Genomic DNA, 16,883 nt, shown 5'->3' with positions numbered 1-16,883 from the left:
GGGTCGCGGCGGGCACTCAGATGCCGCTAAACTTCTCGAGGCTCCTCACGTGGCGCCATCCAGGCCAACTCCCCCAGGGCAGAAATGCAGCAAGGGTAACCGGGCTCTGGCGGGTGCGTGAGGGGTCTTTTCTCGTCTCGGGGCGCCGTCCGTCGAGGTCCCCCCTGTTCGCGGGGTGCGGATCGGCGGCTCCTCCGCATAGGATGACGGCACGTCGACGCCAACCACGTCGACCACGCGCCGCTCACCACGACGCGATCCGGCCCCTCACCAAGGCCGGTTGTCCCGCCCCTCACCACGGCGGAACGAGATCGATCGACCCGAGAGGACCGCGACCGTGACGTCGCACAGGATCAGAAACGCCTCGTCGACCCCTACCCCGGGCGACCTCGCGCCGACCATCGTCGTCGGCTCACCGTCTCCGCTCTCGGGCGGGTCCGACTCGTCCACCCGTGGGGGAGCGCGCCGCAGCAGGCGGAGAGACAGTCGTCGCCCCGTGGCGCCGCGCATCGCCCTCGGCCTCGTGGTCGTGCTGCTCGTCGGCCACCTGGGTGCGACGCTGCTGTGGTCGTCGGCCGCGAACCCGGTCCGGGCGGCCGTCGGGGAGGAGACCCTGCGCGGGTACATGCTGCCGTTCTTCCAGCAGAGCTGGTCCGTCTTCGCCCCCGATCCGGTCTCGAGCGACATCTCGCTCGACGTCCGCGCCGTCCCGACCGGCGAGAGCGCGGCCACCGAGTGGTTCACGATCACCGATCGCGACATCGCCAACGGGGTGACGCACCACCTCGTGCCGTCGCGCACCTACCTGACCAACTTCTCGCTGGCCCGCGGGTACTTCCGGGCCTATCAGGCGCTCGGCGACGAGGCCGGCCCCGCGGTGGGGCAGACCCTCACCGACGGCGACTGGCGGCAGGAGCTCGTCGACGACCTCGCCGCGACGTCCTCCGCCGGCGACGGCGCCGTCCGGTCGTACGTCGATTACGAGGACGCCCTGAACCGCATCGCATCCGCGGTGGCCACGGCCCAGTGGGGCGAGGTCGACGACGTCCAGGTCCGGGTCCGCATCACTCCCGTCACCCCGTTCGAGCAGCGCGCCGACCCCGCCCCGAACCCCGAGTTCCGTTTCGTGACGGGCGGATGGCGCTCGCCGCTGCCCGACTCGACGCTCGACCAGGGCGCCATCGACGTGCTGTACGGCCCCGGGGGTCGGTCGTGAGCGCCGTGGTGGACGTCGCCCGCGCCTCCTGGGCCCGGCTCGCCGGGCGTCTCGAGTGGTGGTTCCTCGACGGCCGGAAGGCGCTCTACGGCGTCGCCGCAGCGCGGATCGTCACCGGTCTGGGCATCCTCCTCTTCGTGCTCGCGAACGCGAGCACGGCGTCGTACACCTGGGGAGGCGCGTCAGGCTGGTCCGAGCCGCTCAACCGGTCGTCGACCTGGGGGTTCCCGTTCGTGATCTTCGACGCGGCGCAGGTGGGCGGCCCGGCGTTCTGGATCGGCTACGTCGCGCTGGGGCTGTCGGCCCTCGCGCTCCTCCTCGGCTGGCACGCCCGCGTCGCCGCGATCGCGACGCTCTGGCTGTACGCCAGCCTCGCGGCCTCGAACGTGCTCGCCGTCGACCAGACGGACAACGCCGTCCGGCTGTTCCTCTTCTACTTCTGCTTCACCGACCTCTCGCGCGTCTGGTCGCTCGACGCGCGTCGGAGGAGCCGGCAGGAGGCGCGGGGTCGTGCCGCGGTCGCCTCGCGTCCCCGATGGGTCGCCCGGGCCCGTGAGGAGGCGGGCTGGGTGTCGACGCTGCTGCACAACGGGGCTCTCGTGGCCGTTGCGGGTCAGCTCTTCGTCGTCTACGTCGTGGCGGGCTTGTCGAAGGTGCAGGGCGAGCTCTGGCGAGACGGCACGGCGATCTACTACCCGCTGCACGTCGACCGATTCGCGCCGTGGCCGGCTCTCAGCGGTCTGCTGACCGCCAGCGGCGTGCTCGTCGCGTTCGCGACCTGGTTCGCCGTCGCGGTGCAGCTGTTCTTCCCGTTCCTGCTGCTACGGCGCTGGACCAGGGTCGTCGGCCTGCTCGGCGTGACCGGCATGCACATCGGGATCGGCCTCTTCATGGGCCTGCCGTTGTTCTCGCTCGCGATGCTCGCGGCGGACATGATCTTCATCCGGACGGTCACCTTCCAGCGCGCCGCGGTGTTCGTCGCGGAACGCGCCCGGACCGCCCGGGCCAGGATCTCGAGATCGAGGGGAGGGATCGGCGAGCTGCCCGAAGGCGCGCCGAGCGATCGGACGTCGCCCGCCGTCACCTAGCGGCACGACCACGAGACACCACCACCTGCACCACAGCACACCCTCGGCCAACCACCGGGGGAGTCGGATCAGCCGGCGGGCCCGAGGCCCGCCAGAAAGAGGCACCCGTGCGACAACTCACTCACCGCGGCCCCCTGGGCACGCTAGGACTCTGGGGGGCGGCCGTCGCCGTGGGGACGCTCGTCGTCACCGCGACGGTGGTTCCCGCCCAGGCGGCACCACCGGACGTCTCCGAGGCGGAAGGGCTCTTCCTCAGCGGGAGCGGCATCGTCGACGTCGACGAGATCGCCGAGCTCGGGGGCGCCTACTCGTCGTACTCGGGCACGACGTCCGCCCCGGTCGTCGACCCGCTCGACCTGACCGCGCTCCAGACGCTCCGCATCCAGGGCGGCGTGCAGCTGCTCGGCGACAACGGCATCCTCGACCTGGGCGCCGTGTCCCAGTACGGCTCGGCGACACCGAGCGGATCGGTGGCGGCCTCGGGGCTCATCACCGAGGGCGGTCTCGTGCAGGCCGGTGACGGCACGCCGGCCCAGCAGGCGTCCCTCGACCTCACCGGGTTCCTGACCCAGGCCCAGATCGCCGGTCTCGCCGACGAGCTCGCGCTCGAGATCGGCGCGATCTCGTCTCGCGCCGAGGCCACCCGCACGAGCACCGGATACACCGTCGACAGCGAGTACCAGGTCGACGGAGCGACGATCGCCCTGCACAGCCCGGCGGTGGAGGCGCTCACCGGCGATCTGACGACCACCATCGACGACCTGAACGACTCGGCCAACGGCGCGACCGCAGATCTCCCCGACACGATCGAGACGGGTGTCCTCGCACCCGTCCGCGGTGCGCTGTCGGTGCTGGGGAGCACCCTCACCCTGGCCGACACGCAGGCCGCCGTCACGGCGAGCGTCGATCTGCCCGCCGCGACCGCTCCCGTCCTCTCGGCGCCGTTGACCAGCGGACCCGTCACCGTCGACCTGTCGACCGGTGAGGTCACGGTCGACGTCGCCGAGCTGCAGTCGCTGAACGACCTGCCGGCGAACACGGAGCTGCTCACGGGAGCCGCCGTCGAGGCGGAGCTCCAGACGGCGCTGTCGACCATCTTCGACACGACCCTGCCCGACTCGCTGAGCACCGCCATCACCGGGGCGATCGACACGACTCGGGTCCAGGCGGTCGTCACGACGACTCCGACCGTGTCGGTGACCCCGCTGTTCGGGGCCGCCACCACGGCGCCCCTCGCCACGCTCACCATCAGGGTCGACACGACGCTCGGCGCCCTGCTCGGGACGGACCCGACCCGGCCGGTCGCGACGTCGACGCTGACGCCGCTGCCGAACTCGGATCCCGCGGTCGAGCTGCTCCTGGTGCCGCTCCGGGCCCTCCTGAACGGCGTCGTGCTCACAGCCGTCTCCGACGCCGTCGAGGTCGCGCTGCCCGGCATAACGCGGCCGGTGCTCGCGCCCGCGCTCGACGGGACCGCGCTCGACGCGGTGGGGGATGTCCTCTCCGCGGCGACGAGCGGAGTCGGCGACGTCCTCAGTCCCGTGCTCGACGTCGTGAACAGCCTCGTCTCGGTGACGGTGAACTCGCAGACCGGTCCCGGTTTCCGCGACCCGGACGGCACCGACACCGGTGCCTCGACCGTCCGTGCACTGCGTCTGGCGATCCTGCCCGACGGTGCGGGCTCCGGCGCGGTGGTCGACCTGGCCAGCGCCACGGTCAATGCGCAGGCGCTCGACGCCCTGACGATCAACACCCCCGACGCCGGTGACGAGTTCGTCGTCCTCGGCCCGGCCACGCAGACCGCGGTGACGGTGGGCGGTCTGTCCGCACCGGACGCCGTGATCGCCGTGACGATCGGCTCCGCGATCGCTCGGACGACGGCCACCGCCACGGGAACGTGGAGCGTCGTGGTCCCGGGCGTCGCCGTCGGACCGGACCAGACCGTCTCGGCCACCCAGACCGTCGGCACCGGGGCTCCTTCGGCCGCCGTCACCACCGTGATCGACGTGCGGCTCGCCGCACCGGTCGTCATCACGAGCCCCGACGGCTCGGCACCCGTCGTCGTGGCCACGTCCACGAGCACGACGAACGTCACCGTCACCGGGACGGCGGAGCCCGGCGCGACCGTGCGGGTCTCGCTCGGAGCAGGGGCCCCTCAGGCCGCGGTGAACACGGACGGACGGTGGACGACGACCTTCACCGGCGTCGGCGTCGGGACGTACGACATCACGCCCGAGCAGTCGCTCGATGGGACGGTGTTCGTCGAAGGCGAAGCGGTCACGATCGAGGTCGAGACCGCCGACGTCGGCACCGACGTCCTCGGCACCGATGCGACCGGTACCGTCGCGACGGACAGCGCCGGCACGGACGCCGTCGGGACGATCGCCACGGACAGCGCGGGGACCGATGTGATCGGAACCATCGCGACGGACACCGCTGGTGCGGACGTGATCGGCACGGTCGCGACGGACAGCGCGGGGACGGATGTGATCGGCACCATCGCGACGGACAGCGCCGGCACGGACATCGTCGGCACGGTCGCGACGGATTCGGCCGGATCGGACATCGTCGGCACGGCGACCGACTCGATCGGCAGCGACATCGCCGGTACGGCGACGGATTCGACGGGCACCGACGTGCTCGGCACGGATGTCGTGGGCACCGACGTGACGGGCACGGACGTGCTCGGTACGGCGGTCGACACGCTCGGCACGGACTCGGTGGCCACGATCGGCACCGACGTCGTGGCGTCGATCGGCACCGACGTGGTCGGCACGGTCGCGACGGACACCGCCGGCACGGACGTGATCGGCACCATCGCGACGGACAGCGCGGGGACGGATGTCATCGGCACCATCGCGACGGACAGTGCGGGTTCCGACGTGATCGGCACGGTCGCGACGGACAGCGCCGGCACGGACGTCGTCGGCACCATCGCGACGGATTCGGCCGGATCGGACATCGTCGGCACGGCGACCGATTCGATCGGTACGGACATCGCCGGCACGGCGACGGATTCGACGGGCACCGACGTGCTCGGCACCGATGTCGTGGGCACCGACGTGACGGGCACGGACGTGCTCGGGACGGCGGTCGACACGCTCGGCACGGACTCGGTGGCCACGATCGGCACCGACGTGGTGGCCTCGGTCGGCACCGACGTGATCGGCACGGTCGCGACGGACACCGCCGGGACGGATGTGATCGGCACGGTCGCGACGGACACCGCCGGGACGGACGTCGTCGGCACCATCGCGACGGACAGCGCGGGCACGGACGTGGTCGGCACCATCGCGACGGACTCGGCCGGGTCGGACATCGTCGGGACGGCGACCGACTCGATCGGCACCGACGTGATCGGCACCGCCACGGACACGGCGGGGACGGACGTGCTCGGCACCGATGTGCTGGGTACTGATGTCATCGGCACGGACGTGCTCGGTACGGCGGTCGACACGCTCGGCACGGACGCGGTGGCCACGATCGGCACCGACGTGGTCGGCACGGTCGCGACGGACACCGCCGGGACGGACGTGATCGGCACGGTCGCGACGGACAGTGCGGGTTCCGACGTGATCGGCACCATCGCGACGGACAGCGCCGGAACGGACGTCGTCGGCACCATCGCGACGGACAGCGCCGGAACGGACGTCGTCGGCACCATCGCGACGGACAGCGCAGGTACGGACGTCGTCGGCACCATCGCGACGGACTCGGCCGGATCGGACATCGTCGGGACGGCGACCGACTCGATCGGCACCGACGTGATCGGCACCGCCACGGACACGGCGGGGACGGACGTGCTCGGCACCGATGTGCTGGGTACTGACGTCATCGGCACGGACGTGCTCGGTACGGCCGTCGACACGCTCGGCACGGATGTGCTGGCGACCGACGTGACCGGCACGCTCGGCACCGACGTCGTGGCCTCGGTCGGCACCGACGTGGTCGGCACGGTCGCGACGGACACCGCCGGCACGGACGTGGTCGGCACGGTCGCGACGGACAGCGCGGGAACGGACGTCGTCGGCACGGTCGCGACGGACAGTGCGGGAACGGACGTCGTGGGCACGGTCGCGACGGACAGTGCGGGCACCGACGTCATCGGCACCATCGCGACGGACAGCGCCGGCACGGACATCGTCGGCACCATCGCGACGGACTCGGCCGGATCGGACATCGTCGGGACGGCGACCGACTCGATCGGCACCGACGTGATCGGCACCGCCACGGACACGGCGGGGACGGACGTGCTCGGCACCGATGTGCTGGGGACTGACGTCATCGGCACGGACGTGCTCGGTACGGCCGTCGACACGCTCGGCACGGATGTGCTGGCGACCGACGTGACCGGCACGCTCGGCACCGACGTCGTGGCCTCGGTCGGCACCGACGTGGTCGGCACGGTCGCGACGGACACCGCCGGCACGGACGTGGTCGGCACGGTCGCGACGGACAGCGCCGGCACGGACGTCGTCGGCACCATCGCGACCGACAGCGCCGGAACGGATGTGGTCGGCACGGTCGGCACGGACGTGGTGGCCTCGGTCGGCACCGACGTGGTCGGCACGGTCGCGACGGACACCGCGGGCACCGACGTCGTCGGCACGGCGACCGACACGGCCGGCACCGACACCGCCGGTACCGACACGGCCGGCACCGACACCGCCGGTACCGACACCACTGGCACCGACTCCGCCGGCACGGACACCGCCGGCACCGGCACCACGCCCGACGCGCTCTCTGGCGACCACTCCTCCACGGTCCAGATCAAGCGCATCGTCCGCGGCACCGGAGTCGTCCAGACCGTCTACGGCACCGACTTCGTCCCCGGTGAGACGGTGAGCGCGGTCGTCCGATCGACGCCGATCCCCCTCGGTTCGCAGGTCGCCGACGAGAACGGGACGGTCACGTTCCGGTTCGCCGTCGGCGCCGACTTCGAGCTGGGACTGCACCGCGTCGAACTGACCGGCAGCGACTCATCGCTGGTCGAGCCGGAGAACGACAGCACGCAGTTCGTGGTCGTCGACGCGGCCGTCGGAGCGGGTGCGGTCGGAACAGAAGGAGGCGCGGGCATCGTCGTCGGGGCGGGCGGACGCCCGAGCACCGGAGGCAGCACCCTCGCCTACACGGGACTGGACGCCCTGCCCTGGGCGGCCACCGGCACGGGCATCCTCGTGCTCGGCCTCGGGATGCTGCTGGCCTCCCGTCGCCGCAGCAGGATCGGGACGACGATGCGCTAGAGCCGGGGTCGGTGACGACGGGGGACTCACCCACCTCGTCGTCGTCGCCCATCGAGAGAGGGCCTCGTCCGCAGTCGCGGGCGAGGCCCTCTCGCGAGTAGTCCGCTGTCGGTGGCCCCGGCTACTCTGGTCCCGTGGTCACCGCCTTGTATCGCCGTTACCGGCCAGAGAACTTCTCCGAGCTCATCGGGCAGACGCAGGTGACCGATCCTCTGCGCACGGCCCTCCGCACCAACCGCGTCAACCACGCCTATCTCTTCAGCGGTCCCCGCGGGTGCGGCAAGACCACGTCGGCCCGCATCCTCGCCCGCTGCCTCAACTGCGCCGAGGGGCCCACCGACACCCCGTGCGGCGTCTGCCCGTCCTGCGTCGAGCTGGCCCGAGACGGCGGCGGCTCGCTCGACGTCATCGAGATCGACGCGGCCAGTCACAACGGCGTCGACGACGCCCGAGACATCCGAGACCGCGCCATCTTCGCGCCGGCTCGCGACCGCTTCAAGATCTTCATCCTCGACGAGGCCCACATGGTCACGCCGCAGGGCTTCAACGCCCTGCTCAAGGTGGTCGAAGAGCCGCCGGAGCACGTCAAGTTCATCTTCGCGACCACCGAGCCCGACAAGGTCATCGGCACGATCAGGTCGCGCACGCACCACTACCCCTTCCGTCTCGTCCCCCCGGCGCAGATGCTCGACTACGTGCAGCAGCTCAGCGCGACCGAGAAGGTCGACGCCGCACCCGGCGTGCTGCCCCTCGTGGTCCGCGCCGGCGGCGGCTCCGTCCGCGACACCCTGTCGCTGCTCGACCAGCTCATGGCGGGCAGCGAAGACAGCGGTATCGAATACGAACGTGCCGTGGCCCTCCTCGGCTACACGCACGCCTCCCTCCTCGACGAGGTCGTCGAGGCCCTGGGCGCGCACGACGGCGCCGCAGCCTTCGCGGCCGTCGACCGGGTCGTGCAGACCGGGCAAGACCCCCGTCGCTTCGTCGAAGACCTCCTCGAGAGACTGCGCGACCTCATCGTCGTCGGCGCGACGGCCGACGGGGCCTCCGCCGTGCTCCGCGGCATCACCGCAGACGAGCTCGACCGCCTGCTGCATCAGGCCCGGTCCTTCGGCGCCGCCGAGCTCTCCCGCTCCGCCGACGTCGTCAACCGCGCCCTCACCGACATGACGGGGGCGACGTCGCCGCGTCTGCACCTCGAGCTCATGATCGCCCGGGTGCTCGTCCCCGAGGCCGACGAGACCGAACGCGGGGCACTGGCCAGGGTCGAGCGCCTCGAGCGTCGCGTCGGCGTCGAGGGCGTCGAGGCGTCGGTCGCGGGTGCGCCTCCCACCGCTCGCACCTCGTCGCCCGCCGCCGCCGCACGCACCGAGTCCCGTGCGACTCAGCCCTCCGCGGCGGCTCGCACGCCGGCACCCGCGGTCGAGTCGACCCCGGTCGCCGGGCCGGTACCCGGTGCCGTCGCCGCCACGGCTTCGGCCGCCTGGGGTGCCAAGACCCCAGACCCGAGTCCAGACACACAGCCGGCGCAGGCGGCACAGCCCAGGCAGGCAGAACAGACGACACCGTCGGCTCCGGCCGCGCCGACGGCGGCCCACTCGGCAGCGTGGGCACAGACGCCGCCCGTGGTCGACGGCGTCCCCGCCGACCCCGCCGAACGCGCATCGTCGACGGCCCCGGTCACACTGCAGCAGATGCGCGACAGCTGGCCCGAGATCGTCGAGGTCGTCGAGAAGGCCAAGCGCACCGCATGGATGGTCGTCGTCACCGCGACGGTGCAGGCCTACGCCGACGACGTCCTCACCCTGACCTTTCCGAGCGCCAGCGACGTCGAGAACTTCAAGAAGCCGCAAGGCGCGGGCGAAGGCGTCAGCGAGCACCTCCGACGCGCCATCCAGAGCGTCCTCGGCGTGACCGTCAAGTACATCGCGCGGGTCGAGGGTGCGCCGTCACGCCCAGCCCCGGCCCCGGCGCCGACGGAGACCCCGGCGACGTCGAACCCCGTGTCGCCGGCCGACGCACCGGCGCCCTCGGCCGCCGAGCCGTCCGCCGCCGAGCCCCCTGCAGACGAACCCGCGGTCACGGAGCCCCCGGCGCCGAGCCGAGCGCCCGCAGCGCCGGCGCCCGCGGCCGCACGACCGGCAGCCCGTCAGGCCGCCTCGCCCGTCACCGGGTGGGACGTCGCGGCGATCCCGCAGACGGCGCCGCCCGAACCCGACGAGCCCGAGCACATCACCGAAGAACCCGACGGCGGAGCCCCGCGGATCGACGCCGATCCGGCACCCGTCGCGGCACCACCCGCGACCGGTCGTCCGTCGGATGGTCCGACGTCGTCGTCGGCATCGAGCAGGGTCTCGACGTCCGGTGCGGGCGCACCGAGCGAACCGTCACGGTCCGGCGCCTCCGCGCCCGAGCGCCGGGCGGCCGCCGGCGACCCCCGACGGGGCATCCCCGCCAACTCGAGGTACGGCGAGGCCGTCGTCCGTGAGATCCTCAACGCCCAGTTCATCGAAGAAGAGACGATCGCTCCCCGCGTCACGCCTCAGAGAAGCGAGTAGTCGTGTACGAGGGCATCGTCCAAGAGCTCATCGACGAGTTCGGCAGACTGCCGGGCATCGGTCCGAAGTCGGCGCAGCGCATCGCCTTCCACATCCTCCAGAGCGAGAACTTCGACACCACCCGGCTCTCCGAGCTGCTCGTCGACGTCAAGACCAAGGTGCGCTTCTGCGAGATCTGCGGCAACGTCACCGAACAGGAGACCTGCGGCATCTGCCGCGACCCCCGACGCTCGCCGGCCACCATCTGCGTGGTCGAAGAGGCCAAAGACGTCCAGGCGATCGAGAGGACGCGCGAGTTCCGTGGGCTGTACCACGTGCTCGGCGGGGCCATCAGCCCCATCGACGGCATCGGACCGGACGATCTGCGCATCCGGCAGCTCGTCCAGCGTCTCGCCGACGACACCGTCCAGGAGGTCATCATCGCCACCGACCCGAACCTCGAAGGAGAGGCCACCGCCACGTACCTGTCGCGAATGCTCTCGCCGTTCGGTCTCCGGGTGACCCGACTCGCGTCCGGCCTGCCGGTGGGCGGCGACCTCGAGTACGCCGACGAGGTCACCCTCGGCCGGGCCTTCGAAGGGCGCCGGCTCGTCACCGAGTGAGGCCCGATCAGAGTCGTGCGCGACGCGCCCGCACGAAGCTGTACAGACCGAAGGCGATGAGTCCGAACGCCACGGCAGTCAGCACGATCGTCCCGAACGGCAGCTCGGCGAGGGCCTTCAGGGCACCGTCGAGACCGGACGCCTCGTCGGGATCCGCCTGCACGGCAGCCACCCCGAAGAGGACGCCGACGACGACGAGCGCGATCCCCTTGGCGACGTAGCCCACGATGCCGAGGGCGATCGTGACCCGACCCGACGGGCCCGACGGCACGACGAGGTCCTCCCGGAACTTCTGCCGGATCCCCTTCACGACCATGTACCCGCCGATGCCGACCACGATCAGGGCCACCACGACGAGCAGCACGACGCCGCCCGGAGTCGCCAGCAGTCGGGCGCTCAGCGACTCCGTCTGATCCGAGCTGTCGCTCGATCCGCCCCGGGCGAACGTGAACGCCGTGAAGCCGACCGCGAGGTAGGCGACGCCCTTGCCACCCTCCTTGACCCGAGCGGCCCAGTCCTCCTTGTCCGTCCCCCGGACGAGAGCGGCCTCCAGGACCTGGAAGAGACCGAGAGCCCACAGCCCGACGACGATCACCCAGAGCAGGGCCATGCCCGCCGGGCGCGATGCGAGCTCCCCGAGCGCGCCTCCCTGGTCGGCCTCGCCACCGCCCCCGAAGGCGATCCGCAGGGCGATCACCCCGATGAGGATGTGCAGCACGCCGTTCATGCCGAAGCCGACCCTCGCGAGGGTCTTCAGGGGGCGGCTGTTCTGCACCCTGCTGGTGGTCTGGCGGGCTTCTGCTGAGGCGTCGGGCATGCGTCAACCGTAGGGGAGCGGAGGTCGGCCCGCCCGGTCCGTTCCGACCCCGGGTCCACCGTGCGTCACACGCCCGCGGCACCGAATAGAATCGGCGGACGCAGGCGCGACGTCGATGCGACGCGCCGTTCCCTCTTCTGGAGTCACCGTGAGCTTGATCGTGCAGAAATTCGGCGGGTCGTCCGTCGCCGACGCCGAGAGCATCAAGCGCGTCGCGAAACGCATCGTCGAGACCCGCAAGGCCGGCAACGACGTCGTCGTGGCGGTCAGCGCGATGGGCGACACGACCGACGAGCTGCTCGACCTGGCCAACGAGGTCAGCCCGATCCCCGGGGGGCGCGAACTCGACATGCTGCTCACCGCGGGCGAGCGCATCAGCATGGCGCTGCTCGCCATGGCGATCCGCAGCCTCGGCGTCGAGGCGCGCTCGTACACGGGCAGCCAGGCCGGCATGATCACCGACGCCCAGCACGGCAAGGCCCGCATCGTCGACGTGACCCCGAAGCGGATCCGCGACGCCCTCGACGCCGGCTACATCGCCATCGTGGCCGGGTTCCAGGGCTTCAACCGCAGCACGGGCGACATCACCACCCTCGGCCGCGGCGGGTCCGACACCACCGCGGTGGCGCTGGCCGCCGCGCTCGACGCCGACGTCTGCGAGATCTACACCGACGTCGACGGCATCTTCACGGCCGACCCCCGTGTCGTGCCCAAGGCGCGCAAGCTCGACCGGGTCACGAGCGAGGAGATGCTCGAACTCGCCGCGGCGGGGTCGAAGGTGCTCTACATCCGTGCCGTCGAGTACGCCAGGCGCCACGGCGTCACCCTGCACGTCCGCTCGTCGTTCAACAACAACGAGGGAACCCTGGTCGTCAACCCGAAAGAGGGAGAGAACGTGGAAGAGCCCATCATCAGCGGTGTCGCCGGTGACCTCAGCGAGGGCAAGATCACCGTCGTCGGAGTCCCCGACGTGCCCGGCAAGGCGGCGCAGATCTTCCGCACCGTCGCCAAGACCGGTGCGAACATCGACATGATCGTGCAGAACATCTCGGCCGCCTCGACGAGTCGCACCGATATCTCCTTCACGCTCCCGAAGTCCGAGGGCGCCGTCGTGCTCCAGGCGCTCGAGTCCGAGCGCGCCGAGAGCGGCTTCGAGTCGCTGCAGTACGACGATCAGATCGGCAAGCTCGCCCTCGTCGGCGCCGGCATGCGCACCAACGCCGGTGTCTCGGCGCAGCTGTTCACCGCGCTGTTCGAGGCGGGCATCAACATCGAGATGATCTCGACCAGCGAGATCCGCATCTCGGTGGTCACCCGGGCCGACACCCTCAACGACGCCCTCCGCGTCGTGCACACGGCGTTCGGACTCGACGGCGACGTCGAGGCCGTGGTCCACGCCGGCACCGGCCGCTGACGCGACCAGCAGAACACCGAGGAGGCGCGGCGCGGCCCGCACCGCGCCTCCTGCCCCGTGAACACCCACCGCACCACCGAGACACCCCAGGAGAAGACGATGGCTGAAGGTCTGCGCGTCGGCGTGGTCGGCGCGACCGGTCAGGTCGGCAAGGTCATGCGACGACTGCTCGACGAGCGCGACTTCCCGCTCGCCGAGATCCGGTTCTTCGCGACGGCGCGCTCCGCCGGCACCACACTGCCGTTCCGCGGTGCCGACATCGTCGTCGAGGACATCGAGACCGCCGACCCGACCGGTCTCGACATCGCCCTCTTCTCGGCCGGCGCCACCGGCTCGCGGGCGCACGCACCGCGTTTCGCCGCGGCCGGCGCCCTGGTCATCGACAACTCGAGCGCCTGGCGGATGGACCCCGAGGTGCCGCTCGTCGTCAGCGAGGTCAACCCGCACGCGATCGGCCAGGCCGTCAAGGGCATCGTCGCGAACCCGAACTGCACCACCATGGCCGCCATGCCCGTGCTCAAGGTGCTCGACACCGAGGCCGGTCTCGAGCGACTGATCGTCAGCACCTACCAGGCGGTCTCGGGCAGTGGGCTCAAGGGCGCCGACGAGCTCCTCGGTCAGGCGCGGGCCGCTCTCGAGCAGGACGCCGCGGGGCTCGTGCACGACGGCTCGGCCGTGACGATGCCCGCCCCCGAGGTGTACGTCCGACCGATCGCCTTCGACGTGATCCCCCTCGCGGGCAGCATCGTCGACGACGGTCTCGACGAGACCGACGAGGAGAAGAAGCTGCGCAACGAGAGTCGCAAGATCCTCGAGCGACCCGATCTGCGAGTCAGCGGCACCTGCGTGCGCGTGCCCGTCCTGACCGGGCACTCGCTGTCGATCAACGCCGAGTTCTCGTCCGCGCTGACCGCCGCCCGCGCCAAGGAGCTGCTCGCCGACGCGCCCGGGGTCGTGCTGACCGACGTCCCGACGCCGCTCGAGGCGGCCGGCACCGACCCGAGCTACGTCGGGCGGATCCGTCAGGACGAGGGCGTGCCCGGCGACCGCGGGCTGGCGCTCTTCATCAGCAACGACAACCTCCGGAAGGGCGCGGCGCTCAACGCGGTTCAGATCGCCGAGATCGTCGCGGCCGAGCGCACCACCTCCGTCGGAGTCTGACCGGGCGGGTCGCTGTCTCGACATCGAGACACCCCGCCCGGGCGCCCGGCGGGCCCGCGAGGCCCGGGGCCTAGACTGGCGCTCGTGAACGATGCGAAGAAGCCCGTCGACGTAGCCCTCATCGGTGGTGGCGTCATGAGCGCCACCCTCGGCGCCATGATCAAGCAGCTCGAGCCCGACTGGTCCATCCAGATCATCGAGGCACTCGACGACGTCGCCCTCGAATCGAGCAACCCCTGGAACAACGCGGGCACCGGGCACTCCGCCCTGTGCGAGCTGAACTACACGCCCGAGCGGGCCGACGGGTCCATCGAGACCAGCAGCGCCGTCAAGGTCAACGAGCAGTTCCAGGTCTCGCGGCAGTTCTGGTCGTTCCTCGTCGCCGAGGGCGCCCTGCCCGAGCCCGAGGCGTTCATCAACTCGAGTCCGCACATGAGCTTCGTCTGGGGCGAGAAGAACGTCGAGTACCTCCGCAAGCGCTTCGAGGCTCTCCGCGACCACCCGCTGTTCCAGGGGCTCGAGTTCAGCACCGATCGCGAGCGCATCGCCGAATGGGCGCCGCTGCTCGCCTCCGGGCGGCCACTCGGCCAGCCGATCGCGGCGACCCGGATCGCCGCGGGGACGGACGTCGACTTCGGGAGCCTCACGCGCCTCCTCGTCTCCGACCTGCAGTCCTCCGGTGCCCGGCTCCGCCTGGGGCACCGGGTGACCGGTCTGAAGCGCCGCGCCGGCGGCGGGTGGACGATCTCGGTCCGCCCGAAGTCGGGTGCCGCGTTCGAGATCGAGGCGGCGTTCGTCTTCGTCGGAGCCGGCGGGGGAGCCCTCAACCTCCTGCAGAAGTCGGGCATCCGCGAGATCGAGGGGTTCGGCGGGTTCCCGGTCAGCGGGGAGTTCCTGCGCACGGACGACCCGGCGATCGTGGCCAGGCACCAGGCGAAGGTCTACGGCAAGGCCGCCGTGGGCTCGCCGCCGATGTCCGTCCCGCACCTCGACACCCGGGTCGTCGACGGGCAGGCCAGCCTCATGTTCGGCCCGTACGCCGGGTTCAGCCCCAAGTTCCTGAAGAGCGGGTCGTGGTTCGATCTCTTCGCCTCGATCCGGCCGCACAATCTCTACCCGATGATCCGTGCCGGGCTCGCGAACCTCTCGCTGGTGAAGTACCTGGTCGGTCAGCTGGCCGCGAGCAAGAGCACGAAGTTCGAGGCGCTCCGCGAGTTCGTGCCCGACGCCGACCCGAAGGACTGGTACCGCATCACCGCCGGTCAGCGCGTCCAGGTCATCAAGAGGGATGCGAAGAAGGGTGGGGTGCTCCAGTTCGGCACCGAGGTCGTCTCGGCGGCCGACGGCTCGATCGCAGGGCTGCTCGGCGCCTCGCCCGGGGCCTCGACGGCCGTGCCCATCATGCTCGACGTCCTCGAACGCTGCTTCCCGTCGCGGATGTCGGCGTGGCAGCCGACCCTCCGTCGCATGGTGCCCACCTACGGCACGCCGCTCGCGACCGACGAGGCGAAGGCGGCGGCGACCCTGGGCGCCACCGCCGAGGCGTTGAACATCCACGCCTGATCGGGTCGACGGGGTCGGCTTGACTCCTGTTCGAACATGTGTTCGACTGAGCGCATGCGGTGGAGCGGTCAGGGTGTCGACGTCGAGAGAGACGACGCGTCGCCGCCGCTCGTGCGACTGTCGTCGGTCGTCCGTTCGCTCACGACGCCCGAGTTCGACGGCATCACGTTCCACGAGATCCTGGCGAAGAGCGCGCTGAACCGGGTGCCGGGCGGCGATTCGACTCTGCCCTTCGGCTGGACGATCAACCCCTACCGCGGGTGCAGTCACGCCTGCGTCTACTGCTTCGCCCGACCGACGCACGAGTACCTCGATCTCGACGGCGGCGACGACTTCGACCGCCAGATCGTGGTGAAGGTCAACGTCGCCGAGGTGCTGTCCAGAGAGCTCAGGCGGCCGTCGTGGCAGCACGCCCCCGTCGCCCTGGGCACGAACACCGATCCGTACCAGCGAGCCGAGGGTCGGTACCGCCTGATGCCCGGCATCATCGCGGCCCTGGCCGAGTCGGGCACGCCGTTCAGCATCCTGACGAAGGGCACGCTCCTGCGTCGCGACCTCCCGTTGCTGGCCGAGGCGGCGCAGCAGGTGCCCGTCGACATCTCGATGTCCATCGCGATCTACGACGACGAGCTCCAGCAGTCCCTCGAACCCGGCACCCCCACGACGGCCGCGCGCCTCACCACCGTCCGCGCGGCACGCGACCTCGGCCTCGACGTGTCGGTCTTCATGATGCCCGTGCTGCCGCATCTGACCGACGGCGTCGACCATCTGCGCGCAGCTCTGTCGGCGGTCCGCGACTCGGGGGCCACCAGCGTCATGTACAGCGCCCTCCACCTGAAGCCCGGTGTCAAAGAGTGGTTCTTCGCCTGGCTCGGCCGCGAGCATCCCGAGGTGCTCGACCGCTACACCGACCTCTACTCGCGGGGCACCTATGCGCCGACGGGGTACCGCAAGTGGCTGGCCGCACGGCTGCGGCCCCTGCTGGCCGAGTACGGCCTCGAACGCGGGCGCACCGACCCGTCGACCGGGTCGACCCGCTCCCGCGTGCACGACGCCCTGGGCGACCGGGCGGAGGCGATCGCGGGGTCGCGCGCCCTCCTCGCGGCCGAGCTGCCGGGCGGAGCTCGCACCGCGCATCCTCGGCTGTTCTGACATCCGTGCCCGGTCGGGGCACAAAACAGGCGTGTTCCGGGCGATACCCGGGGACACCCCTCGATAACG

10 protein-coding genes and 1 other RNA gene are annotated in these 16,883 nt (G+C 71.3%); 10 read left to right on the top strand and 1 reads right to left on the bottom strand.

What is annotated here, in order from left to right; all coding sequences use genetic code 11:
- Positions 1–36: 36 nt before the first annotated feature.
- From ffs to recR, 6 genes are all read left to right on the top strand, one after another.
- Positions 37–133, top strand: an RNA gene (ffs, locus tag IFT51_RS02270) — signal recognition particle sRNA small type.
- Between the two features lie 363 nt (positions 134–496).
- Positions 497–1,216, top strand: coding sequence for a DUF5819 family protein (locus tag IFT51_RS15280; protein ID WP_192058703.1), 720 nt, complete (start codon positions 497–499; stop codon positions 1,214–1,216).
- A complete protein-coding gene (locus IFT51_RS02260) occupies positions 1,213–2,304 on the top strand; it encodes an HTTM domain-containing protein (RefSeq protein ID WP_192058701.1) in 1,092 nt (363 codons plus the stop codon). Before IFT51_RS15280 ends, IFT51_RS02260 begins: the two co-directional genes overlap by 4 nt.
- A gap of 107 nt (positions 2,305–2,411) precedes the next feature.
- Positions 2,412–7,547 carry a choice-of-anchor G family protein gene (locus IFT51_RS02255; protein WP_192058699.1) on the top strand — a complete coding sequence of 1,712 codons (5,136 nt, stop codon included), beginning with the start codon at positions 2,412–2,414 and terminating at the stop codon, positions 7,545–7,547.
- 134 nt (positions 7,548–7,681) lie between these two features.
- Positions 7,682–10,105 (top strand): DNA polymerase III subunit gamma and tau, encoded by a 2,424-nt coding sequence (locus IFT51_RS02250; protein WP_192058697.1) that lies wholly within the window; start codon positions 7,682–7,684, stop codon positions 10,103–10,105.
- A gap of 2 nt (positions 10,106–10,107) precedes the next feature.
- Entirely contained in the window at positions 10,108–10,707 is a 600-nt protein-coding gene (recR, locus tag IFT51_RS02245; protein WP_192058695.1) for a recombination mediator RecR, read from the top strand.
- A 7-nt stretch (positions 10,708–10,714) separates the two neighbouring features.
- On the opposite strand, the gene IFT51_RS02240 is transcribed toward recR, so the two are convergent.
- A complete protein-coding gene (locus IFT51_RS02240) occupies positions 10,715–11,524 on the bottom strand; it encodes a DUF1206 domain-containing protein (RefSeq protein ID WP_192058693.1) in 810 nt (269 codons plus the stop codon).
- 148 nt (positions 11,525–11,672) lie between these two features.
- On the opposite strand from IFT51_RS02240, the gene IFT51_RS02235 reads away from it, so the two are divergent.
- The 4 genes from IFT51_RS02235 to IFT51_RS02220 all read left to right on the top strand — a co-directional run bounded on the left by IFT51_RS02235 (position 11,673) and on the right by IFT51_RS02220 (position 16,814).
- Entirely contained in the window at positions 11,673–12,938 is a 1,266-nt protein-coding gene (locus tag IFT51_RS02235; RefSeq protein ID WP_192058691.1) for an aspartate kinase, read from the top strand.
- Between the two features lie 99 nt (positions 12,939–13,037).
- A complete protein-coding gene (locus IFT51_RS02230; protein WP_192058688.1) occupies positions 13,038–14,099 on the top strand; it encodes an aspartate-semialdehyde dehydrogenase in 1,062 nt (353 codons plus the stop codon).
- 135 nt (positions 14,100–14,234) lie between these two features.
- Positions 14,235–15,662, top strand: a complete 1,428-nt coding sequence (locus IFT51_RS02225; protein ID WP_244636885.1) for a malate:quinone oxidoreductase — start codon at positions 14,235–14,237, stop codon at positions 15,660–15,662.
- 54 nt (positions 15,663–15,716) lie between these two features.
- Complete coding sequence (locus tag IFT51_RS02220; RefSeq protein ID WP_192059249.1) at positions 15,717–16,814, top strand: Rv2578c family radical SAM protein; 1,098 nt, start codon at positions 15,717–15,719, stop codon at positions 16,812–16,814.
- Positions 16,815–16,883: the final 69 nt, after the last annotated feature.

It is taken from the genome of Frigoribacterium sp. CFBP 13712 (genome assembly GCF_014842255.1).
GTDB lineage: Bacteria > Actinomycetota > Actinomycetes > Actinomycetales > Microbacteriaceae > Frigoribacterium.
Note: the sequence above shows the minus strand (reverse complement) of the source record. Positions and strands in the feature narration are given on the sequence as shown.

Bases quoted from the DNA above. Each gene is read 5' to 3' on its own strand.
- IFT51_RS02240 (WP_192058693.1), bottom strand. From the start codon at position 11,524: ATGCCCGACGCCTCAGCAGAAGCCCGCCAGACCACCAGCAGGGTGCAG.
- IFT51_RS02230 (WP_192058688.1), top strand. From the start codon at position 13,038: ATGGCTGAAGGTCTGCGCGTCGGCGTGGTCGGCGCGACCGGTCAGGTC.
- IFT51_RS02225 (WP_244636885.1), top strand. From the start codon at position 14,235: ATGAGCGCCACCCTCGGCGCCATGATCAAGCAGCTCGAGCCCGACTGG.
- IFT51_RS02220 (WP_192059249.1), top strand. From the start codon at position 15,717: ATGCGGTGGAGCGGTCAGGGTGTCGACGTCGAGAGAGACGACGCGTCG.